This is a genomic window from Streptomyces sp. NPDC086519, assembly GCF_040686075.1.
Classification (GTDB): domain Bacteria; phylum Actinomycetota; class Actinomycetes; order Streptomycetales; family Streptomycetaceae; genus Streptomyces; species Streptomyces shenzhenensis.
In genome coordinates, this window is the sequence record NZ_JBFBJL010000075.1 from 20,037 (window position 1) to 40,797 (window position 20,761).

Genomic DNA, 20,761 nt, shown 5'->3' on the forward strand with positions numbered 1-20,761 from the left:
GGTGCGTCCGGCTCGCCGCGCTGCTCCTCACCCTCGGCTGCTTCGCCGGCACCCTCTGGGAAGGCCTCGACAACCGCGGTGCCGCCCTCGCCTTCGGTGTCCTCGTCGCCGTCGGGGAGCGGGCCCGGTGGACCGGCGCCGAGGTACGCGAGGCCGCACCGCTCGGCGCCGCCGGCGCTCTCGCCTACGCCCTGCTCGGCGCCGATGCCGGAGCCGCCACGCACGACGGCGTCCTCCAGGTCGTCACCGTCGTCTGCGCGGCCGCGCTGCTCGGGAACGTCCCGCACATAGCCGGCGGGCGGCGGCCCACCCTGGACCACCTCGCCCGCCGCGTCCTCACCGTCGCCTTCGCCGCCGTCTGTTTCCAACCCCTCTACAGCAGGGGCGTGTTGGAGCAGTGGGGCGGACCGGCGTACGCGCTGCTGCTCGTCGCGCTGCTCGTGCTCACCGCGCTGTGCGACGCCGTGCTCGCCGCCGCGCAGGCCCATTCCCGCACCCGGTGGCCGTTCGGGCCGCTGCTGCGGGACGAACTGCGCGGGCTGCTCGGCATCGGGTCCGCCGTCTGCGCCACCGGCGCGGTGATGGCGCTGGCCGTCGCCGTCGCGGGCCTGTGGGCGCTGCCCGTCTTCTGCCTGCCCCTGCTCCTGACCCAGCTGTCCCTGCGCCGGTACGCGGCCGTCCGGGCCACCTACCGGCAGACCATCGCCTCCCTGGCCCGTGCCACCGAGACAGCGGGGTACACCCCGGCCGGGCACGCCCGCCGGGTGGCCACGCTCAGCCAGGCCGTCGGGCGGGACCTGGGGCTGTCCCAGGCCGAGCTCACGGTGCTGGAGTACGCGGCGCTGATGCACGACATCGGCCAGCTCAGTCTCGTCGACCCGGTGCCCGCCGGAGCCACCGCCGCACTGCCGGCGGCCGAGCAGCGGCGGATCGCGCTGCTCGGCGGGGCCGTCGTACGGCAGACCGGCGTGGACGCGGCGGTCGCCGTGGTCGTGGAGCGGCAGGCCGACCCGTACCGGGAGCAGCCGGTCGCCGCGCGGATCGTGCGGGCCGTCAACGCGTACGAGGAGAAGGCCCGGGATTCCGGGCCCGGCGGGCCGCTGACGGCGCTGGAGGAGTTACGCCTGGCCACCGCCGGGGACTACGCTCCCGAGGTCGTGGAGTCACTGGCCCGCGTACTCTCCAGAGACTGTCTGACCTTGCGCGCGGCTGGGTAACCCATGGGTAATGAGCGGCCCTCACGTCGTACGTGGTTGGATGCGAGGGAGAGGGTGATGTCCGGGGGCACAAGCCAGCCCACTGTGCGGAACTGGAACTGGCAGGCGGGAATCGTGAGGATCTTCGGCAAGGGACGGCACCGGCCCTCCGCCTCCTGGCGGCAGGCCACCGACCGCGCGTTCACGTTGATCGGCGACGGCCGGTACGAGGACGCGGGCGAGCTGCTGACGCGCGCCGCCGACCTGGAACCCTGGCTGTCGGAGTCCTGGTTCAACCTCGCCCTGCTGCACAAGTTCCGGCACGACTGGGAGCAGGCCCGTGCGGCCGGGCTGCGGGCGGTGGCCCTGCTGGACCGCGAGGCCGGGGCGCCCGACTGGTGGAACGTGGGCATCGCCGCGACCGCGCTCCAGGACTGGCCGCTGGCCCGGCGGGCCTGGCAGGCGTACGGGCTGCGGGTGCCTGGAGGCGCCACCGCGTCCGGCGAGCCGGACGGCATGGACCTCGGCAGTGCCGCCGTACGGCTGTCCCCGGAGGGGGAGGCCGAGGTGGTGTGGGGGCGGCGGCTGGACCCCGCCCGTATCGAGGTGCAGTCCATTCCGCTTCCCTCGTCCGGGCGGCGCTGGGGTGAGGTCGTCCTCCACGACGGGGTGCCGCACGGCGAGCGGACGACGGCGACCGGGCACGCGTACCCCGTCTTCGACGAGATCGAGCTGTGGGCGCCGTCGCCGGTGCCGACCTGGGTGGTGCTGCTGGAGGCGGCGACGGAGGCGGACCGGGACGCGCTGGAGCAGTTGGCGGGGGATGCCGGGTTCGCGGCGGAGGACTGGTCCTCTTCGGTGCGGTTGCTGTGCCGGATGTGCTCCGAGTCGCGGATGCCGTCGGACGAGGGGGACGGGGTGCATCTCGATCCCCACGACCACAGTGAGCCGGGGCATCCGGGGCCGCTGGGGCACCGGACCGACGGGCAGTTGTGGGTGCCGGAGCGGGAGTGCGGGGTGGCTGCGCCGGCCTCGCTGGTGAGGGGGCTGTTGGACGGGTGGGTCGCGGACAGCCCTGATTCTCGGGACTGGCGGGATTTGGAAGAGGTTTGCTGAGGTCGTGTCTCGGGTGCGGCTGTGCGGGGGCCGGTCGCGCCCACGCGGCGGTAGCCGCATACCGGATACGGTCCCGCGCCCCTGACGGGGCGCGTCCACGTACCCTGTATCAGCAACATCACCCCCGTTTTACCTAGGAAGGCTTACCGCGGTCATGGCCCAGCAGGACACCGATCAGCAGCACGTGGGCGTGCTCCCCGTGGACGACGAGGGATTCGTCGTCGACACCGAGGGGACCGAGGAGCGCGAGAACGCCTGGCGTGAGCGGGGGACCTCGCGGCCCATCACCGTCGTCGGGAACCCGGTGCTCCACAAGGAGTGCAAGGACGTCACCGAGTTCGGGGCGGAGCTGGACCAGCTCGTGGCGGACATGTTCGCCAGCCAGCGGACCGCCGAGGGCGTCGGGCTGGCCGCCAACCAGATCGGCGTCGACCTGAAGGTCTTCGTCTACGACTGCCAGGACGACGCGGGCGTTAGGCACGTGGGCGTGGTGTGCAACCCGAAGCTCGTCGATCTGCCTGCCGACAAGCGGCGGCTGGACGACAGCAACGAGGGGTGCCTGTCGGTGCCCACCGCCTACGCTCCGCTCGCCCGGCCCGACTACGCCGAGGTCACTGGGCAGGACGAGAAGGGCAACCCGATCAAGGTGCGCGGCACCGGCTACTTCGCTCGGTGTTTGCAGCACGAGACCGACCACCTGTACGGCTACCTGTACATCGACCGGCTCTCCAAGCGCGAGCGCAAGGACGCGCTGCGGCAGATGGCCGAGAACGAGCCACGCTACCCCGTGGTCGCCAACGACTGAGATGCAGAGGGACAGGTGTGACGCCTGGTCGGGCCCCGTTCCGACCAGGCGTTCGTCATGTTCGGGTCGTATTCGCTCGTCTGTGCGTCGCACATTCGATCCTTTGTGCATCACCAGCGATCCCTGATCAGTCACACAAGGGGAAATTCTCGGCGCTGGGGGGTAGTGAGTGAAGCAAATCCGTTCCCAGACCGGTCAGTTGTGGTGCTGAATGGGGGCTGCGGGGATACGCAACGGCGCACGCCCGGCACAGCGGAAGGGGTGTGCGCACCTGGCTCGGCTGAGAGGGGTTTGTTCGTGCACGCTTTCTCACACAGCACCGCATCGGCGCCGTCGGCGGTCGCGGTTCCACCGCAACTCGCCCTCCCGGTGATCGAGGCCGAGTTTCCCCGGCAACTGCACCCGTATTGGCCGCAGCTACAGGAGAAGACCCGCCTCTGGCTGCTGGAAAAGCGGCTGATGCCGGCGGACAAGGTGCAGGAATATGCCGATGGCCTGTGCTACACCGACCTCATGGCGGGGTACTACCTGGGCGCGTCCGACGAGGTCATCCAGGCGATCTGCGACTACAGCGCCTGGTTCTTCGTCTGGGACGACCGCCATGACCGGGACGTCGTGCACCGCAGGCCGGCCGACTGGCGGCGGCTGCGGTTCCGGCTGCACGCGGCCCTCGACGCACCCCTGCACCATCTGCACCACCCGGACACTCTGGTCGCGGGGTTCGCGGACAGTGTCGCCCGGCTGTACTCGTTCCTGCCGCCGACCTGGAACCAGCGCTTCGCCCGGCACTTCCACGCGGTGATCGAGGCGTACGACCGCGAGTTCCGCAACCGCACCTCGGGATACGTCCCCGGGGTGGAGGAGTACCTGGCCCTGCGGCGCCTCACCTTCGCCCACTGGATATGGACGGACCTGCTGGAGCCGAGCGCCGGGACCGAACTCCCGGACGCCGTACGGGAAAACCCGGCGTATCGTCGGACGGCGCTGCTCAGCCAGGAATTCGCCGCCTGGTACAACGACCTCTGCTCGCTCCCGAAGGAATTAGCGGGCGACGAGGTGCACAATCTCGGAATCAGTCTTGTCACCCATGAGGGAATGAGCCTGGAGCAGGCGGTCGAGGAAGTCAGGCGACGCGTCGAGGAATGCATTCGGGAATTCCTGGTGGCCGAGCGGGCCGCGCTGCGCTTCGCGGACCGGCTCGACGACGGCACCGTGCGCGGAAAGGAAATCGGCACCGCCGTCACGGCCTGCGTCGGCAATATGCGGCACTGGTTCAGTTCCGTCTACTGGTTCCACCACGAATCCGGCCGTTACAGGGTCGACAGCTGGGACGACCGGTCCACGCCCCCGTACGTCAACAACGAAGCGGCAGGTGAGAAATGACCGTCGAGTCCGTGAAGCCCGCGACCGCCGAGGCTTCCGAACGCGGTGAACTGCGCGAACCGCCCCTGGCCGGGGGCAGGGTGCCGATACTCGGGCACGGCTGGCGGCTGGCCCGCGACCCGCTGGCCTTCATGTCCGGGCTGCGCGCCCACGGCGACATGGTGCGCCTCAGGATCGGCCCCAAGGAGGTGTACGCCGTCACCACCCCGGAACTCACCGGCGCCCTCGCCCTGAACCCGGACTTCATCATCGCCGGCCCGCTGTGGGAGTCCCTGGAGGGTCTGCTCGGCAAGGAGGGCGTCGCCACCGCCAACGGCCCCCGCCACCGGCGCCAACGCCGCACCATCCAGCCCGCGTTCAGCCTCTCCGCGATCCCCGGTTACGGGCCGGTCATGGAGGAGGAGGCGCATGCGCTGACCGAGCGCTGGCAGCCCGGCTCCACCATCGACTGCACCTCGGAGTCCTTCCGGGTCGCGGTCCGCATCGCCGCCCGCTGCCTGCTGCGCGGCGCGTACATGGACGAGCGCGCGGAGCGGCTCAGCGTCGACCTCTCAAGTGTCTTCCGCGGTATGTACCGGCGGATGGTCGTACCACTCGGCCCGCTGTACCGGCTGCCGTTGCCGGCCAACCGCGAATTCAACCGGGCGCTGGCCGATCTGCATCTCCTCGTCGACGAGATCGTCGCCGAGCGCCGGGCATCTGGTCAAAAGCCGGACGATTTGCTGACGGCATTGCTCGCGGCGACGGACGAGAATGGCGACCCCATCGGGGAACAGGAGATCCACGACCAGGTGGTCGCGATACTCACCCCGGGCAGCGAAACGGTCGCCTCCACGATCATGTGGCTGCTCCAGGTCCTCGCCGAACACCCGGAGCACGCCGAGAAGGTACGGACCGAGGTCGAATCCGTGACGGGCGGTCATCCGGTTGGTTTTGAGCACGTTCGGCGGCTCACCCACACCAACAATGTCGTCGTCGAGGCGATGCGTTTGCGGCCGGCCGTATGGATATTGACGCGGCGGGCCACGGCCGACACCGCGCTCGGCGGCTATCGCATTCCGGCCGGGGCCGACATCGTCTACAGCCCCTACGCCATCCAGCGCGACCCGCACTCGTACGCCGGGCACCTCGACTTCGACCCCGGCCGCTGGCTGCCGGAGCGGGCGGGGGACGTGCCCAAGTACGCCATGAGCCCCTTCAGCGTCGGCAACCGCAAGTGCCCCAGCGACCACTTCTCCATGGCCCAGCTCAGCCTGATCACGGCGGCCCTGTGCGCCAGGTACCGCTTCGAACAGGTCGCCGGGTCGGACGACACCACCCGGGTGGGCATCACGCTGCGCCCGCACCGGCTGCTGCTCGCCCCCGTGCCCTGGTGACCTGCCGGCCGGCGGGGCACGCCTGATACCGGCGCGCGCTCAGGCGGCCTGAGGGCCCCGGAACGCGCGCCGGTAGGCGTGCGGCGTGGTACCCAGCGACCTCACGAACTGGTGCCGCAGCGCGGCCGCCGTCCCGAAGCCGGTGCGGCCCGCGATGGCGTCCATCGTCTCGTCTGTCCCCTCCAGCAACTCCTGCGCCAGCAGCACCCGTTGCCGCAGGATCCAGCGGTACGGCGTGGTGCCGGTCTCCTGCTGGAAGCGGCGGGCGAAGGTGCGCGGGGCCATCAGGGCGCGGGCGGCCAGCTGCTCGACGGTGACCTCCTCGTCGAGATGCTCCGTCATCCAGGCCAGCACCTCGCCGACCGTGTCGCAGGGGCCCTCGGGCAACGGGCGCTCGATGTACTGGGCCTGGCCGCCGTCCCGGTGCGGGGGCACCACCATCCGCCGGGCGATCTTCCTGGCGACCTCCGGGCCCTGCTCCTTGCGCACGATGTGCAGACAGGCGTCGATGCCGGCCGAGGTGCCCGCCGAGGTGATCACCGGGTCCTCGTCGACGTACAGCACGTCCGGCTCGACCCGGGTGCGCGGGTAGCGGCGGGCCAGCAGCTCCGCGTGCCGCCAGTGCACGGCGCACCGGCGCCCGTCCAGCAGCCCGGCCGCGCCGAGCACGAAGACACCGGAGCAGACGCTGAGCACCCTGGCCCCCCGGTCCACCGCCCGGCGCAGCGCGTCGAGCAGCTCGGGCGGGTGGTCCCGGGTGGCATTGGCCTCCGAGGCCGGCACCGCGATCAGATCGGCCTCCTCGAGCCGGTCGAGACCGTAGGGCGTGGACACGGTGAGGCCGGGCACGTGGGTGCCGAGCGCCGGCCCCTCCGCCGAGACCACCGCGAAGTCGTACACCGGCAGCCCCTCGTCGGAGCGGTCGAGGCCGAAGACCTCGCAGACCACCCCCAGCTCGAAGGGGTGCACGCCGTCGAGAAGCACTGTCGCCACGTTCCTCAGCATGCTGCCAGTGTGCCTCGCGGCTGGCAGTAATTCGAGGGTGTGTGGCAGTGCTGCCACTCACGGTAAGGAGCATGGAGCGTCACAGTGGTGTCCATGAACGCACACCAGATCGAAGGTCTCATCGGAATGGTCCTGGTCCTCGGCATCCTGGTCCTCATGGCCCTGCCGTCCGTGCTCGGCATCCTGCGCGACCGCCGCATCGACCGGCAGATCAGGCAGGCCCATGAGGGCCGCGGGAAGCGGGAGGCTCAGAAGTCCTCGTCCAGGTCGACGGTGCCCTCCACCGCCACCTGGTACGCGGACGGACGCCGCTCGAAGAAGTTCGTCAGCTCCTGAACGCCCTGAAGCTCCATGAAGGAGAACGGGTTCTCCGAGCCGTACACCGGGGCGAAGCCCAGGCGGCCGAGCCGCTGGTCGGCGACGCACTCCAGGTACTGGCGCATCGAGTCCGTGTTCATGCCCGGCAGGCCGTCCCCGCACAGGTCCCGGGCGAACTGCAGCTCCGCCTCGACGGCCTCCCGCAGCATGTCGGTGACCTGCTGCCGGAGCTCGTCGTCGAAGAGCTCCGGCTCCTCCTTGCGGACGGTGTCCACGACCTCGAACGCGAAGCTCATGTGCATCGTCTCGTCCCGGAACACCCAGTTGGTGCCGGTGGCGAGACCGTGCAGCAGACCCCGGCTGCGGAACCAGTAGACGTACGCGAAGGCGCCGTAGAAGAACAGGCCCTCGATGCACGCGGCGAAGCAGATCAGGTTGAGCAGGAAGCGCCGCCGGTCGGCCCGGGACTCCAGGCGGTCCAGGTTCTCCACCGAGTCCATCCACCGGAAGCAGAACTCCGCCTTCTCGCGGATGGACGGGATGTTCTCGACGGCGGCGAACGCGGCCGTGCGGTCCTCCGGGTCGGGGAGGTAGGTGTCCAGGAGGGTCAGGTAGAACTGGACGTGGACGGCCTCCTCGAACAGCTGCCTGGAGAGGTACAGCCGGGCCTCGGGGGAGTTGAGGTGCTTGTACAGCGTCAGCACCAGGTTGTTCGCGACGATCGAGTCACCGGTCGCGAAGAACGCGACCAGCCGGCCGATCAGGTGCTGCTCGGCGGGGCTGAGCCTGGCGAGGTCGGCGACGTCCGAGTGGAGGTCGACCTCCTCCACGGTCCAGGTGTTCTTGATGGCGTCCCGGTAGCGCTCGTAGAAGTCCGGGTAGCGCATGGGGCGCAGGGTCAGCTCGAAGCCCGGATCGAGAAGGTTCTGGTTACGGCTGGTCATTACTGGCAGGCCTCGCAGGACTCGGGGTTTTCCAGGGAGCAGGCGACGGCCTCGGGGTCCGGGGTGGCCTGCACGGGGACGGTGGCTCGGGCGGCGCGGGCGATCCGGGTCGCCGGGCGCGAGCGCAGGTAGTACGTCGTCTTCAGGCCCGACTTCCAGGCGTACGCGTACATCGAGGAGAGCTTGCCGATGGTCGGCGTCTCCAGGAACAGGTTCAGGGACTGGGCCTGGTCCAGGTACGGCGTGCGGGCCGCGGCCATGTCGATCAGGCCGCGCTGCGGGATCTCCCACGCCGTGCGGTAGAGGCGCCGTACGTCCTCGGGGATCCACGTGAAGTCCTGCACCGAGCCGCCCGCGTCGCGCAGCGCCTCGCGGGTGCGGGCGTCCCAGACGCCGAGGTCCTTGAGGTCCTGCACCAGGTAGGAGTTGACCTGGAGGAACTCACCGGACAGCGTCTCGCGCTTGAAGAGGTTCGAGACCTGCGGCTCGATGCACTCGTAGACGCCCGCGATCGAGGCGATGGTGGCGGTGGGCGCGATGGCGAGAAGGAGGCTGTTGCGCAGGCCCGTGGCCGCGATCCGGGCGCGCAGCGCCGCCCAGCGCTCCGGCCAGGTGAACTCGACGCCGTAGTGGTCGGGGTGCAGTACGCCCTGCGCGGTACGGGTCTTCTCCCAGGCCGGCAGCGGGCCGCCGCGCTCGGCGAGGCCGGCGGACGCCTCGTACGCGGCGAGCATGATCCGCTCGGCGATCCGGGTCGAAAGGGCCCTGGCCTCGGGGGAGTCGAACGGCAGGCGCAGCTGGAAGAAGACGTCCTGGAGCCCCATCGCGCCCAGGCCGACCGGCCGCCACCTGGCGTTGGACCGGCCCGCCTGCTCGGTCGGGTAGAAGTTGATGTCGACGACCCGGTCGAGGAAGGTGACGGCGGTGCGGACGGTGTCGTCGAGCCGTTCCCAGTCGATGTCCCCGTTGCTCACGAACGCGCCGAGGTTCACGGACCCCAGGTTGCAGACCGCCGTCTCGCCGTCGTCCGTGACCTCCAGGATCTCCGTGCAGAGGTTGGAGGAGTGGATGACGTGCCCGGGCAGGGCGGTCTGGTTCGCGGTGCGGTTGGCCGCGTCCTTGAAGGTCATCCAGCCGTTGCCGGTCTGCGCGAGGGTGCGCATCATCCGGCCGTACAGGTCACGGGCCGGGATGGTCTTGCGGGCCAGGCCCTTCTCCTCCGCCGCCCGGTAGGCCGCGTCGAACTCCGCGCCCCACAGGTCCACCAGCTCCGGCACGTCGGCGGGGGAGAACAGCGACCACCGCTGGTCGGCGTCGACCCGGCGCATGAACTCGTCCGGGACCCAGTGCGCGAGGTTGAGGTTGTGGGTACGGCGGGCGTCCTCACCGGTGTTGTCGCGCAGTTCCAGGAACTCCTCGATGTCGGAGTGCCAGGTCTCCAGGTAGACCGCGGCCGCGCCCTTGCGCCGGCCGCCCTGGTTCACCGCGGCGACCGAGGCGTCCAGGGTCTTCAGGAACGGCACGATGCCGTTGGAGTGCCCGTTGGTGCCACGGATCAGGGAGCCGCGGGAGCGGATGCGGCTGTACGAGAGGCCGATGCCGCCGGCGTGCTTCGAGAGCCGGGCCACCTGGTGGTAGCGGTCGTAGATCGAGTCCAGCTCGTCCTTCGGCGAGTCGAGGAGGTAGCAGGACGACATCTGGGGGTGCCGGGTGCCGGAGTTGAAGAGGGTGGGGGAGGACGGGAGGTAGTCGAGGCGGCTCATGAGCCCGTAGAGCGCGGCGACTTCGTCGACCGACCTGGCGCTGTCGTCCTCGGCGAGGCCGGCGGCGACGCGGAGCATGAAGTGCTGGGGGGTTTCGATGACCTTGCGGGTGATCGGGTGCCGCAGCAGGTAACGGCTGTGCAGCGTGCGCAGGCCGAAGTAGCCGAAGCGGTCGTCGGCGGCGGGGTCGACGAGCGTGTCCAGACGCCGGGCGTGCAGCCGTACGAAGTCGGCGGTCCGGTCGGCGATGAGCCCCTCCCGATGCCCCACCGCGACGGACCCGGTGAAGGACGTCACGCCCTGCGAGGCGGCCTCGGCGCGGATGGAGACGGTGAGCAGGCGCGCGGCCAGCCGTGAGTAGGCGGGGTCCTCCGAGATCAGACCGGCGGCGGCCTCGGTGGCCAGCTCGCGCAACTCCGCGTCGTCGGCCCGGGCGGACCGGCCACGCAACGCGGCGGCGGCGACCCGGCCGGGGTCGGCGTCGGGGAGGTCGGCGGTCAGCTCGGCCAGGGTCCGCAGCAGCGCGGTACCGGGACCGTCCTCTTCCGCAGAGGTGGTCGCTGAAGCCGGGTCGGCTGGCGCGATGGTCACGTGGGGCTCTCCCTCGCTCGGCACGGGGCCTGGCGGAGGGCAGGGGGCAGCACGAACGCGCGCGGGCACGTGTCGGGACCCTGGCCCACTCCACGAGGCCCGGACGTCACAACGCCCTGACCGGGTGGCCGGGCGTGCTGTCGACAGGTCCTCGGACTGACTCCTGTGCACAGACGTGCACAAGTACACCGTTGCGGGACAGTTCCGGATTCGCACCGGATTCCCCTGCGGCGACAGCGAGCATGAGCATACATCTGGTGCCGGGTCGTCATGTCACCCCCAGATGTTGTGTCGCGCTGGTGTCAGAGCGTCAACTGGTAGGTGAGGAGAGTGATGTCGTCCAGGTGCGGCAGGGGATTCCAGTCCCGCTCCGGTGTCCGGACGAAGCCGAGACGTTCGTAGATCCGGTGCGCGGTGTGCATGCCGCGCTGGCTCGACAGGACGACGGCCGTGCAGCCCTCGGTGGCCCGTGCGCGGTCGACGCAGGCGCGCGCGAGGGCCTCACCGGCGCCCCGGCCGCGGGCCTCGTGCGCGACCGCGAGCGCCCTGATCTCGGCCTCGCCGGGGCGTGCGATGTCGGCGATCGGGCCGGGGCCGGAGACGAACGTGACTCCGCCGAGGAGCCGTTCGCCGTCCACGGCGACGAGCACCTCGGCGGCGGCCGCCCGGCGCGCCACGTCCTTCAGCACGGGCAGGTACGCGTCGCCCTCGCCGTAGTCGAGGAGGCCGTCCTGGAGGTAGGCCTGGGCGGTTATCTCGCCCAGAGCGGCGTACTCGGTGGGGTCCGCGGACCGGATCGTGATGTCCATGGTGCGAGTCTGCCGGAGGCCACTGACACCAGGACGGGAACCGTCCGGCACCCGCCGGCGAGGAGGCCGCCCAGGTCGTCGCCCGGCGGCCGCGGCATGGCGCACCCGCAGGCCCCACCCGCTCGTCTCCGGGAACGCCGAGCGCCCGGGGACGCCGAGCGCCCGGGGACGCCGAGGGCCCGGGGACGCCGAGGGCCCGGGGACGCCGAGGGCCCGGGGACGCCGCTCCCGCCCTGCACCGCACGGGCCCAGAGACGCTGCGGCCGGAGCTCGGCGGTGCCGGAGCTCGGCGCGGTACCTCGGCACCACCCGCCCCCGGCACCCGGGTGAGCACACGCGTCCGCGAACCGGACCGCTTCCGGGACGCGAAGGCCGGGCGCCCCCGCGAACAGCCGCGGGTGCGCCCGGCCGGGTCTCGTCAGTGCGCGGATCCCGCGACGGCCGGCGGCAGCTCGACCTCCACGCCCGCGTCGCCCGCGTCCGCCGTGTAGTCCGACGGGCTGGTCTCGTCGATGCCCTCGGGGGCCTTGAAAGCCTTCAGGGCGAAGGTCAGGACCACGGTGACGGCGATGTTGAGGACGAACGCGGTGAGACCGATGTAGCCGATCTCGCCGATGCCGGGGATCTCCTTGGAGGAGCCGCCGAAGTGCTTCTGGGTGGGGGAGGCCACCCCGTACGCGGCGACCGTGCCGTAGACCATGCCGACCGCCCAGCCCGCCAGCAGGGCCCAGCGGTGGAACCAGCGGGTGAACAGGCCGCCGACCAGGGCCGGGAAGGTCTGCAGGATCCAGATGCCGCCGAGGAGCTGGAAGTTGATGGCGACCGTCTTGTCCATGGTGAGGACGAAGACCAGCGCGCCGACCTTCACCAGCAGGGACACCAGCTTGGAGACCTGGGCCTCCTGCTTCGGCGTGGCGTCCGGCTTGATGAAGTCCCGGTAGATGTTGCGGGTGAAGAGGTTCGCGGCCGCGATGGACATGATGGCCGCCGGGACCAGGGCGCCGATGCCGATCGCGGCGAAGGCGACCCCGGCGAACCAGTCCGGGAACATGTTCTCGAACAGCTGGGGGATGGCCAGCTGGCCGTTGGTGACCTTGACGCCGGCCGCGATGGCCATGAAGCCCAGCAGGGCGAGCAGGCCCAGCATCAGGGAGTACAGCGGCAGGATCGTGGTGTTGCGGCGGATCACCTCACGGCTCTTGGAGGAGAGCGTCGCGGTGATCGAGTGCGGGTACATGAACAGGGCCAGCGCGGAGCCCAGCGCCAGGGTGGCGTACGTCCACTGGCCGGCCTGCGCCGGGACCAGTGCGCCGCGCGGCTTGCCGGTGGCCGGGTTGGTCTGGGCGAACGCGGCGCCCGCCTTGGCGAAGATGTCGTCGAAGCCGCCCAGCTTGATCGGGATGTAGATGATCGCCACCGCGATGACGATGTAGATCAGCGTGTCCTTCACGAAGGCGATCAGGGCGGGGGCACGCAGGCCGGAGGAGTAGGTGTAGGCCGCCAGCACGCCGAAGGCGATGAGGAGCGGGAGGTCCTTCACGAACCAGTTGGTGCCGTCGCCGCCGCCGACGCCCATCACGTCGAGCACCGCCTGGATGCCCACGAGTTGCAGCGCGATGTACGGCATCGTCGCCAGGATGCCGGTCAGCGCGACGGCCAGCGAGAGGCCCTTGGAGCCGAAGCGGCCGCGCACGAAGTCCGAGGTCGTCACATAGCCGTGCTTGTGCGAGACCGACCACAGGCGCGGCAGGAACGTGAAGATCAGCGGGTAGACCAGGATCGTGTACGGCACCGCGAAGAACCCGGCCGCGCCCGCCGCGTAGATCGCCGCCGGCACGGCGACGAAGGTGTACGCGGTGTACAGGTCGCCGCCGAGCAGGAACCAGGTGATCCAGGTTCCGAACGACCGGCCGCCGAGGCCCCACTCGTCGAGGGAGTGCTCGTTCTCGGCCTTGCGCCAGCGCGCGGCCCAGAAACCTATGGCCGTGACGGCCAGGAAGAGGAAGACGAAGACGCCGAGCGCGACGCCGTTCACACCGTCCTTCACTTGGCCGCACCCCCGTTCGCGCGCGCGGTGGCCTTGCGGGCGCGCTGGTCACGCTGCCACAGCTGGTAGGCGATCATCGTGAGCGTGGTGGAGAGCAGCACCCACAGCATCTGGTACCAGTAGAAGAACGGGATCCCGATGAACACCGGGTCCGTCTTGGAGTACGAGCCCACCCACAGCATCGCCACGAAGGGCGCTATCAGGCACAGGGCGATGGCGACGCGCAGAGGCGTCACCACCGCCGCCTTGGTCACATCGGACGCATCTGACATCTCGCGGCTCCGTCCCCTCACTGACCGCACGGCGATCACCGTTGTTCACCTGCGTAATGCGCAGGCAATCATGGCGAACGCGTGAGGTCAGCGGAAGACCTCATCCGCATATCGGCATGTCGATTTGGTGGAGAAGGGTGACGCGTCGTCAGGAGAGACCGGGTACGACGCGGGTGCGAACGCCTCGCTCTTGCGGCCGCTTGAGCCGACCCGGCCCCGGCCGGGCCTCATTCCACCGGCCGCTTGAGCCGGGCCACGCTGTGTTCTCCCGGGGGGTAACCCCCGGACCCCCAGCCGACCCGGCCCCGGCCAGGCCTTACTCCACCGGCCGCTTGAGCCGGGCCACGAACTTGTAGCGGTCGCCGCGGTACACCGAGCGCACCCATTCCACCGGCTGGCCCTCGTGGTCCAGGGAGTGCCGGGAGAGCATCAGCATCGGCAGGCCCACGTCGGTGCCGAGCAGGCCGGCCTCGCGCGGAGTCGCCAGCGACGTCTCGATGGTCTCCTCGGCCTCGGCGAGATGGACGTCGTACACCTCGGCGAGGGCGGTGTACAGGGACGTGTACTTGACGAGCGAGCGGCGCAGGGCCGGGAAGCGCTTCGCGCTCAGGTGGGTGGTCTCGATCGCCATCGGCTCGCCGTTGGCCATCCGCAGCCGCTCGATGCGCAGCACCCGGCCGCCGGCGCTTATGTCGAGCAGGCCGGCGAGCCGGTCGTCGGCGGTGATGTAGCCGATGTCCAGCAGCTGCGAGGTCGGCTCCAGTCCCTGGGCCCGCATGTCCTCGGTGTACGAGGTGAGCTGGAGCGCCTGGGAGACCTTGGGCTTGGCGACGAAGGTGCCCTTGCCCTGGATGCGCTCAAGGCGGCCCTCGACCACCAGTTCCTGGAGGGCCTGGCGGACGGTGGTGCGGGAGGTGTCGAACTCGGCGGCCAGGGTGCGCTCGGGCGGGACCGGGGTGCCGGGGGCCTGTGTCTCGGTCATCTCGAGCAGGTGCTTCTTCAGGCGGTAGTACTTGGGCACGCGCGCGGTACGGACGGCTGTCCCGCTCTCGTTCTCCGCACTGCTGACGTCGGTGCTCATGCTCCGCCTTCCCGGCTCCGGTGCTGCTCGCCTCGCTGGCACGGCAGCGTACCGGGATTCGCCCTGCACGCTGCGTGATCCCCTCTGTATACCGTCGCGGACTGTTCTGGTCTAGTCCATCACTCGAGTGGTCTACCGGAATTGTCTCGTCCGCGCCTCGGGTTTTCGAGGGGTTCTTACTTAAAGGTTCCTGCATATGTAGGTCGCATAACGGCTGGTCGGAGCCTATTCGACCGCCCTTGACAGGCCTGGTGGTCTGGGCCAAGCTTCCCGCACTGGTCTACACCATTGGTCCAGGTCCCGGCCCAACGCTCGTGCGGGGAGGCAGGGGGGTTTGTGGCATCCCTGAGGAGGGTGGCGTGAAGCGCAAGCTGATAGCCGCGATTGGTATCGCGGGCATGGTCGTCTCCATCGCGGCGTGTGGCAACGACAGCAAGGACGACAACAAGGCGCAGGGCTCGGACGCCAAGGAGCTGACCGTCTGGCTCACGGTGGACGCGCAGAACAACTGGCCGAACCTGGTGAAGGCCGCCGACGCCGCCGTACAGAAGAAGCACCCCGGCATCAAGATCAAGCACGAGTACTACGGCTGGCCGGACAAGAACACCAAGCTGGACGCCGTCCTCGCCACGGACAAGGCCCCCGACGTGGTCGAGATGGGCAACACCGAGATGCTCAGCTACATGGTCAAGGGCGCCTTCGCCCCCGTCGACGCAGCCCAGTTCACCAACTCCGGCCAGTGGCTCGACGGCCTCAAGGCCTCCGTCACCTACCAGGGCAAGACCTACGGCGTGCCGTACTACGCCGGTGGCCGCGTCGCCAACTGGCGCAAGGACATCGCCGCCTCGGCCGGCATCAAGACCACGCCGACGACCTACGCCGAGCTGACCGCCGACCTGGACAAGATCCAGAAGAAGGAAGGCGGCAAGTTCAGCGCCTGGTACCAGCCCACCCGCGACTGGTACGCGGCCATGTCCTTCGTCTACGACGCCGGCGGGTCCATCGCGGTGGAGAACGGCGGCAAGTGGCAGGGCAACCTCTCCTCGGCCGAGTCCGTCAAGGGCCTCACCGAGTTCAAGAACGTCATCGACAAGTACATGCACGGTGACAAGACCAAGGACGAGTCCGACCGGTACATCGTCTACGGCCAGGGCAAGTCGGCCATGATCTTCGGTGCCGCCTGGGAGGGCGCGACGGCGGCCGACCCGAAGAACGACAAGACCGGCGGCAAGCTGAAGGACAACCTCGTCAACTTCGTGATGCCCGGTCCGTCCGGCAAGAGCATGCCGGTCTTCCTGGGCGGCTCCGACCTCGCCGTCCCGGTGAAGTCCAAGGCGCAGGCCGTCGCCGCCGAGTGGATCAACGCGTTCACCGGTCCCTCCGGCCAGAAGGGCCTGATGGCCAAGGGCAACCTGCCCAACAACAAGACCGACCTCGCGACGCTGAAGAGCGACCCGGCGACCGCGGTGCCGGCCGAGGCGGCCGAGTCCAACTGGTTCGTGCCGATGGCGCCGGGCTGGGGCCAGGTCGAGAAGGCGCAGGTGTTGCAGAACATGCTGCAGAACATCGGCACCGGCAAGGAGACGGTCGAGGCGGCGGCCAAGGAGGCCGACGCGGCCATCGACAAGGTCATCAACAGCACCAACTAGCGGCCTGCGGCCGGGCCTGGCCGACGGGGGGTCAGGTCCGGCCGGTGGTGATGTCGGAAAGTGCCGCGTCGGGCCGGTGGGCTGGTCCCGGTTCGTTGTGGCTGGTTGCGCGCACGCGGCGGTAGCCGCATATGGATACCGTCCCGCGCCCCCTGAAAGGGCGCGCCGCTGTGGGCCTGACTCGATCTGTCTGAGGAGCGCACGATGAGTGCCGTTGATACGACCACACCCGCCAAGGTGCCGGCACCGCCACCGGACGCCCCGCAGAGACCGCGCGTGAACCGGCGCCCCGGCGGGCCCGCCGTGCCCTGGCTGCTGCTCGCGCCCTGCCTGGCGATCCTCGGGCTCGTCCTCGGCTACCCCCTCTACCGGCTGGTCGCCCTCTCCTTCCAGGAGTTCGGGCAGTCCCAGCTGTGGGGGTTCAAGCCGGCCGAGTGGGTCGGGTTCGGCAACTTCTCCGAGGTGCTGGGCGACAGCGAGTTCTGGCAGGTGGTGCTGCGCACGATCGTCTTCGCCGTCGGCTGCGTGGTCTTCACCATGGTGATCGGCATGCTCGTCGCCCTGCTGTTGCAGCGCGTCTCCGGCTGGGTGAAGACGCTGGTCAACATCGTGCTGGTGGCCAGCTGGGGCATGCCCGTCATCGTCGCCACCACGCTCTTCAAGTGGCTCTTCGACTCCGACTACGGCATCCTCAACGCCCTGCTCAGCAAGCTCCCGGGCGTGCAGATGATCGGCCACAACTGGTTCGCCAGCGGACCACAGGGCCTGGCCGTGATCATGCTCCTGGTGGTGTGGGGGGCCGTGCCCTTCGTGGTCATCACGCTGGGCGCCGGCCTGACCCAGGTCCCCAGGGAACTGGAGGAGGCGGCCCGGCTCGACGGAGCGGGCGCCTGGGGCGTGTTCCGCTACGTCACGCTCCCCATCCTCAAGCCGATCATCGTGATGCTCACGACGCTGTCGGTCATCTGGGACATGGGCGTCTTCCCGCAGGTCTTCGTGATGCGCGGCGGCCACCCCGAACCCGAGTTCCAGTTGCTGACCACCTACTCCTACGACCGCGCCTTCGTGGTCAACGACTACGGACAGGGCTCCGCGATCGCCCTGCTCACCGTGCTCCTCCTGCTCGGTGTCGTCGCCGTGTACATGCGCCAGATGCTGAAGATCGGAGAGGTCGAATGAGCACCGTCGCCACCCCCGGCCGCAGGAAGTCGAAGGCCGGCTGGAACCTCCTCGGCCTCCTCGTCTTCGTGGTCGCCGGCTTCCCCGTCTACTGGATGGTCAACACGGCCTTCAAGCCGGCGAAGGACGCCATCGACCCGGACCCGAGCCTGCTGCCCACCGGCATCACCCTGTCCAACTTCCGCCGCGCGCTGGACATCGCCGACTTCTGGGGCCCGGTCGGCCGCAGCCTGATCGTCTCCCTCTCGGTCGTCGTGATCGGCATGGTCATCGGCCTGCTGGCCGCCCTCGCCATCTCCCGGTTCGCCTTCCGCGGCCGGAAGGTCGTGATCGTCGGCATCCTCGCCGTCCAGATGGTCCCGCTGGTTGCCATGATCATCCCGGTCTTCCTGCTCCTCAACGCCCTGGACCAGTACGACAAGCTCAGCGGCCTGATCATCACCTACCTGACCTTCATCCTGCCGTTCACGGTGTGGACCCTGCGGGGCTTCATCGTCAACATCCCGAAGGAGCTGGAGGAGGCCGCGATGGTCGACGGCTGCTCCCGCACCGGCGCCTTCATCCGCGTGGTCTTCCCGCTGCTCGCCCCCGGCATGGTCGCCACCTCGGTCTACGCCTTCATCCAGGCCTGGAACGAATACCTCTACGCCCTGATGCTGCTCAGCCAGGAGCACCAGACCGCGACCGTCTGGCTCGCCAACTTCTCCACCAAGCACGGCACCGAATACGCCCCGATGATGGCCGGCGCCACGATGATGGCCGTGCCGATCGTCGTCCTCTTCCTCCTCGTTCAGCGCAAGATGGCCGCGGGCCTCACCGCGGGCGCCGTGAAGGGATAACCGCGTCCGATGACGACATTCGCCAGCGGTACGGCTGCGTTCAATTCAAAAGACAGACTCACGCGCGACGCGCTGACCGTCCTCCAGCCGGGCTTCACCGGCACCACCGCCCCCGACTGGCTGCTGCGCCGGCTCGGCGAAGGCCTGGCCGCCGTGGGCGTGTTCGGCCGCAACATCGTCTCGGCCGAGCAACTCGCGGCTCTCACCGCCCAGTTGCGCGCCGAGCGGGACGACGTCCTGGTGGCGATCGACGAGGAGGGCGGCGACGTCACCCGCCTCGAGGTGCGCACCGGCTCCTCCTTCCCCGGCAACCACGCCCTCGGAGCCGTCGACGACCCGGAGCTGACCCGGCAGGTCGCCCTCGAACTGGGCCGCCGCCTCGCCGCCTGCGGGGTGAACTTCAACTGGGCCCCGTCCGCCGACGTGAACTCCAACTCCGCCAACCCGGTCATCGGCGTCCGCTCCTTCGGCGCCGACCAGGACCTGGTCGCCCGTCACACGGCCGCCTACGTCACCGGCCTCCAGGCGGCCGGGGTGGCGGCCTGCACCAAGCACTTCCCGGGCCACGGCGACACCGCCGTCGACTCCCACCTCGCCGTGCCCCGCATCGACGCGACCGCCGAGGTCCTGCGCGCCCGCGAGCTGGTCCCCTTCCGCGCCGCCGTCGCCGCCGGCACCCGCGCGGTGATGAGCGCGCACATCCTGGTCCCCGCCCTGGACCCGTCCCGGCCCGGGACGCTGTCCCACCGCGTCCTGACCGACCTGCTCCGCGGCGAACTCGGCTACGACGGCCTGATCGTCACCGACGGCATAGAGATGCGGGCCATCGCCGGGACCTACGGCATCGAACACGGCAGCGTGCTGGCGATCGCCGCCGGAGCCGACGCGATCTGCGTGGGCGGCGGCCTCTCGGACGACGAGACGGTACGACGGCTGCGCGACGCCCTGGTCGCGGCGGTCCGCTCCGGCGAACTCCCCGAGGAGCGCCTGGCGGACGCGGCGCAGCGGGTACGGGCACTGGCGAACTGGACGGCCACCGCCCCGGCGGCGCACCCGGACCCCGCCCTGACGGACATCGGCCTCGTCGCCGCCCGGCGAGCGCTTCATGTGACGCGCGTCGACCCTTCCGCACCGCCGACCGGGCCCTTCTTCGTCGCCGCCCTCACCCCCGAGACCAACATCGCCGTGGGCACGGAGACACCCTGGGGCGTGGCCGTCGAGCTGACCCGCCTCCTGCCCGGCACCGAGACCGGCAGCTTCGCGGGCGCGGACGCGGGCCACGCGGCGATCACGGCGGCGGGGGAGCGCCGTGTCGTCGCGGTGGTACGCGACGAACACCGTCACCCCTGGATGGGCAGGGCCCTGGACACCCTGCTCAAGGCCCGCCCCGACACGATCGTGGTGGAGATGGGCCTGCCCCAGGCCGCGCCCCGGGGCGCCCTGCACATCGCGACACACGGCGCGGCACGGGTGTGCGGCGTGGCGGCGGCCGAGGTCATCGCGGGTGTCAGCGCGTAGCGCGTCCCATCCGGGTGGTCCCCGGCACCGGCACCGGTACCGTCACCGGGCCGGGGACCGCACGCCGAACCACTGCTCGGCACCCCACGCCTGGAAACGCTCCAGTCCGGTGAACCCGAGCTTCGCCGCGAGGCGCATCGAGCGGACGTTGGCGGTCTGGGTGTAGAGCACCACCGGCTCACCGGGAAGCACGCCGGCAAACCAGTCGAGCGCCGCCGCGCAGGCCTCGGTGGCATACCCGTGTCCCCACGCCTGCGGCAGGAACAGGTAGCCGAGCTCGGTCTCCCCGGCCGCCCGGCGGTCGGGCGAACGCTCGGGGGCGTGCGGCTTGAGCTCGACGGTGGCGATCGCCGCCCCGTCGAGCTCCACCACGAAGAAACCGGGGCGCCGCCCGGGCACCTCGGGCACCGTGCGTTCGAGCTCGTCACGCGGTCGGGGCCCACCGAGGTAGGCACTCACCTCGGGCGACGCGTTCAGCTCGATGACCACCGCGCGATCCCGGGCCTCGGACTCGCGAAGCACCAGCCGCTCGGTCTTGATCGGATCAGGCGGCCAGGCGCCGGTTCCTAACACAGTCATGGCGCGCAACCTACCCCACCGCGCCCCGACGGGGCGCGGTGCTGTATCGACGTGCGGCTCCGCCGCGTGGGCGCGAGCAACCCACCCCTCACGGTCAGCCCGCTGCGCACCGAACCCGGCAGACGAATCCGCTAAATCCCCTGCCAGTCCGGCTTGTTGGCAAAGGTGTACCGGAAATACTCCGCGAACTTCAGCTTGGACGCCGCGGCCTCGTCGACGACCACCGTGGCGTGCGGATGCAGTTGCAGCGCCGACGCCGGGCACACCGCGGCGACCGGCCCCTCCACCGTC

The 20,761-nt window shown here is 70.3% G+C and carries 18 protein-coding genes, 1 pseudogene and 1 riboswitch; of the genes and pseudogenes, 10 read left to right on the forward strand and 9 right to left on the reverse strand.

What is annotated here, in order from left to right; genetic code table 11:
* Window positions 1-20 precede the first annotated feature (20 nt).
* From AB0P24_RS41130 to AB0P24_RS41150, 5 genes are all read left to right on the forward strand, one after another.
* Window positions 21-1,217, forward strand: a complete 1,197-nt coding sequence (locus tag AB0P24_RS41130) for an HD domain-containing protein (RefSeq protein ID WP_365803397.1) — start codon at window positions 21-23, stop codon at window positions 1,215-1,217.
* A 114-nt stretch (window positions 1,218-1,331) separates the two neighbouring features.
* Complete coding sequence (locus tag AB0P24_RS41135) at window positions 1,332-2,312, forward strand: hypothetical protein (protein ID WP_365803399.1); 981 nt, start codon at window positions 1,332-1,334, stop codon at window positions 2,310-2,312.
* A gap of 154 nt (window positions 2,313-2,466) precedes the next feature.
* Complete coding sequence (gene def / locus AB0P24_RS41140; RefSeq protein ID WP_365712045.1) at window positions 2,467-3,117, forward strand: peptide deformylase; 651 nt, start codon at window positions 2,467-2,469, stop codon at window positions 3,115-3,117.
* Window positions 3,118-3,414: 297 nt separating this feature from the next.
* On the forward strand, window positions 3,415-4,500 hold the full coding sequence (gene cyc1, locus AB0P24_RS41145) for an epi-isozizaene synthase (protein WP_365803363.1): 1,086 nt from the start codon (window positions 3,415-3,417) through the stop codon (window positions 4,498-4,500).
* Window positions 4,497-5,876 (forward strand): cytochrome P450, encoded by a 1,380-nt coding sequence (locus tag AB0P24_RS41150; protein WP_365803365.1) that lies wholly within the window; start codon window positions 4,497-4,499, stop codon window positions 5,874-5,876. Before cyc1 ends, AB0P24_RS41150 begins: the two co-directional genes overlap by 4 nt.
* A 39-nt stretch (window positions 5,877-5,915) precedes the next feature.
* On the opposite strand, the gene AB0P24_RS41155 is transcribed toward AB0P24_RS41150, so the two are convergent.
* Window positions 5,916-6,881 (reverse strand): helix-turn-helix domain-containing protein, encoded by a 966-nt coding sequence (locus AB0P24_RS41155; RefSeq protein WP_365803367.1) that lies wholly within the window; start codon window positions 6,879-6,881, stop codon window positions 5,916-5,918.
* A 93-nt stretch (window positions 6,882-6,974) separates the two neighbouring features.
* Between AB0P24_RS41155 and AB0P24_RS41160 the strand changes: the two genes are divergently transcribed.
* A complete protein-coding gene (locus AB0P24_RS41160) occupies window positions 6,975-7,217 on the forward strand; it encodes a hypothetical protein (RefSeq protein ID WP_181805583.1) in 243 nt (80 codons plus the stop codon).
* Here the strand turns inward: AB0P24_RS41160 and AB0P24_RS41165 are convergent.
* From AB0P24_RS41165 to AB0P24_RS41190, 6 genes are all read right to left on the reverse strand, one after another.
* Entirely contained in the window at window positions 7,130-8,143 is a 1,014-nt protein-coding gene (locus AB0P24_RS41165; RefSeq protein ID WP_365803369.1) for a ribonucleotide-diphosphate reductase subunit beta, read from the reverse strand. The two genes, AB0P24_RS41160 and AB0P24_RS41165, sit on opposite strands and share 88 nt — an antisense overlap.
* Complete coding sequence (locus AB0P24_RS41170; RefSeq protein WP_365803371.1) at window positions 8,143-10,497, reverse strand: ribonucleoside-diphosphate reductase subunit alpha; 2,355 nt, start codon at window positions 10,495-10,497, stop codon at window positions 8,143-8,145. The genes AB0P24_RS41165 and AB0P24_RS41170 overlap by 1 nt, the downstream gene beginning before the upstream one ends.
* Window positions 10,498-10,643: 146 nt before the next feature.
* A riboswitch (cobalamin riboswitch) is annotated at window positions 10,644-10,722 on the reverse strand.
* 77 nt (window positions 10,723-10,799) lie between these two features.
* The gene (locus tag AB0P24_RS41175) at window positions 10,800-11,306 is read right to left on the reverse strand and encodes a GNAT family N-acetyltransferase (RefSeq protein WP_365803373.1); all 507 of its coding nucleotides are present in this window, start codon (window positions 11,304-11,306) and stop codon (window positions 10,800-10,802) included.
* Between the two features lie 418 nt (window positions 11,307-11,724).
* Window positions 11,725-13,353: a monocarboxylate uptake permease MctP gene (mctP, locus tag AB0P24_RS41180; protein ID WP_365803375.1), complete on the reverse strand. Its 1,629-nt coding sequence runs from the start codon at window positions 13,351-13,353 to the stop codon at window positions 11,725-11,727.
* Entirely contained in the window at window positions 13,350-13,625 is a 276-nt protein-coding gene (locus AB0P24_RS41185) for a DUF3311 domain-containing protein (protein ID WP_365803377.1), read from the reverse strand. The genes mctP and AB0P24_RS41185 overlap by 4 nt, the downstream gene beginning before the upstream one ends.
* A gap of 316 nt (window positions 13,626-13,941) precedes the next feature.
* Window positions 13,942-14,706 carry a GntR family transcriptional regulator gene (locus AB0P24_RS41190; protein WP_365803379.1) on the reverse strand — a complete coding sequence of 255 codons (765 nt, stop codon included), beginning with the start codon at window positions 14,704-14,706 and terminating at the stop codon, window positions 13,942-13,944.
* Between the two features lie 359 nt (window positions 14,707-15,065).
* Between AB0P24_RS41190 and AB0P24_RS41195 the strand changes: the two genes are divergently transcribed.
* The 4 genes from AB0P24_RS41195 (at window position 15,066) to AB0P24_RS41210 (ending at window position 19,891) form a co-directional block, all read left to right on the forward strand.
* Window positions 15,066-16,355 carry an extracellular solute-binding protein gene (locus tag AB0P24_RS41195; protein ID WP_365803381.1) on the forward strand — a complete coding sequence of 430 codons (1,290 nt, stop codon included), beginning with the start codon at window positions 15,066-15,068 and terminating at the stop codon, window positions 16,353-16,355.
* A 204-nt stretch (window positions 16,356-16,559) separates the two neighbouring features.
* Entirely contained in the window at window positions 16,560-17,534 is a 975-nt protein-coding gene (locus tag AB0P24_RS41200) for a sugar ABC transporter permease (RefSeq protein ID WP_365803383.1), read from the forward strand.
* On the forward strand, window positions 17,531-18,373 hold the full coding sequence (locus tag AB0P24_RS41205) for a carbohydrate ABC transporter permease (RefSeq protein WP_365803385.1): 843 nt from the start codon (window positions 17,531-17,533) through the stop codon (window positions 18,371-18,373). Before AB0P24_RS41200 ends, AB0P24_RS41205 begins: the two co-directional genes overlap by 4 nt.
* Window positions 18,374-18,382: 9 nt before the next feature.
* Window positions 18,383-19,891, forward strand: a complete 1,509-nt coding sequence (locus AB0P24_RS41210) for a glycoside hydrolase family 3 N-terminal domain-containing protein (protein ID WP_365803387.1) — start codon at window positions 18,383-18,385, stop codon at window positions 19,889-19,891.
* Between the two features lie 42 nt (window positions 19,892-19,933).
* Here the strand turns inward: AB0P24_RS41210 and AB0P24_RS41215 are convergent, their stop codons facing one another.
* Window positions 19,934-20,470, reverse strand: a complete 537-nt coding sequence (locus AB0P24_RS41215; protein WP_365803389.1) for a GNAT family N-acetyltransferase — start codon at window positions 20,468-20,470, stop codon at window positions 19,934-19,936.
* Window positions 20,471-20,601: 131 nt separating this feature from the next.
* Window positions 20,602-20,761: pseudogene (locus AB0P24_RS41220) on the reverse strand (glucosamine-6-phosphate deaminase); the annotation flags it as partial.

Excerpts from the sequence above, each read along its gene's own strand:
- AB0P24_RS41215 (WP_365803389.1), bottom strand. The coding sequence starts at position 20,470 with ATGACTGTGTTAGGAACCGGCGCCTGGCCGCCTGATCCGATCAAGACC.
- AB0P24_RS41210 (WP_365803387.1), top strand. The coding sequence starts at position 18,383 with ATGACGACATTCGCCAGCGGTACGGCTGCGTTCAATTCAAAAGACAGA.
- AB0P24_RS41205 (WP_365803385.1), top strand. The coding sequence starts at position 17,531 with ATGAGCACCGTCGCCACCCCCGGCCGCAGGAAGTCGAAGGCCGGCTGG.
- AB0P24_RS41190 (WP_365803379.1), bottom strand. The coding sequence starts at position 14,706 with ATGAGCACCGACGTCAGCAGTGCGGAGAACGAGAGCGGGACAGCCGTC.
- AB0P24_RS41200 (WP_365803383.1), top strand. The coding sequence starts at position 16,560 with ATGAGTGCCGTTGATACGACCACACCCGCCAAGGTGCCGGCACCGCCA.
- AB0P24_RS41155 (WP_365803367.1), bottom strand. The coding sequence starts at position 6,881 with ATGCTGAGGAACGTGGCGACAGTGCTTCTCGACGGCGTGCACCCCTTC.
- AB0P24_RS41175 (WP_365803373.1), bottom strand. The coding sequence starts at position 11,306 with ATGGACATCACGATCCGGTCCGCGGACCCCACCGAGTACGCCGCTCTG.
- AB0P24_RS41160 (WP_181805583.1), top strand. The coding sequence starts at position 6,975 with ATGAACGCACACCAGATCGAAGGTCTCATCGGAATGGTCCTGGTCCTC.
- AB0P24_RS41165 (WP_365803369.1), bottom strand. The coding sequence starts at position 8,143 with ATGACCAGCCGTAACCAGAACCTTCTCGATCCGGGCTTCGAGCTGACC.
- def (WP_365712045.1), top strand. The coding sequence starts at position 2,467 with ATGGCCCAGCAGGACACCGATCAGCAGCACGTGGGCGTGCTCCCCGTG.
- AB0P24_RS41185 (WP_365803377.1), bottom strand. The coding sequence starts at position 13,625 with ATGTCAGATGCGTCCGATGTGACCAAGGCGGCGGTGGTGACGCCTCTG.
- AB0P24_RS41150 (WP_365803365.1), top strand. The coding sequence starts at position 4,497 with ATGACCGTCGAGTCCGTGAAGCCCGCGACCGCCGAGGCTTCCGAACGC.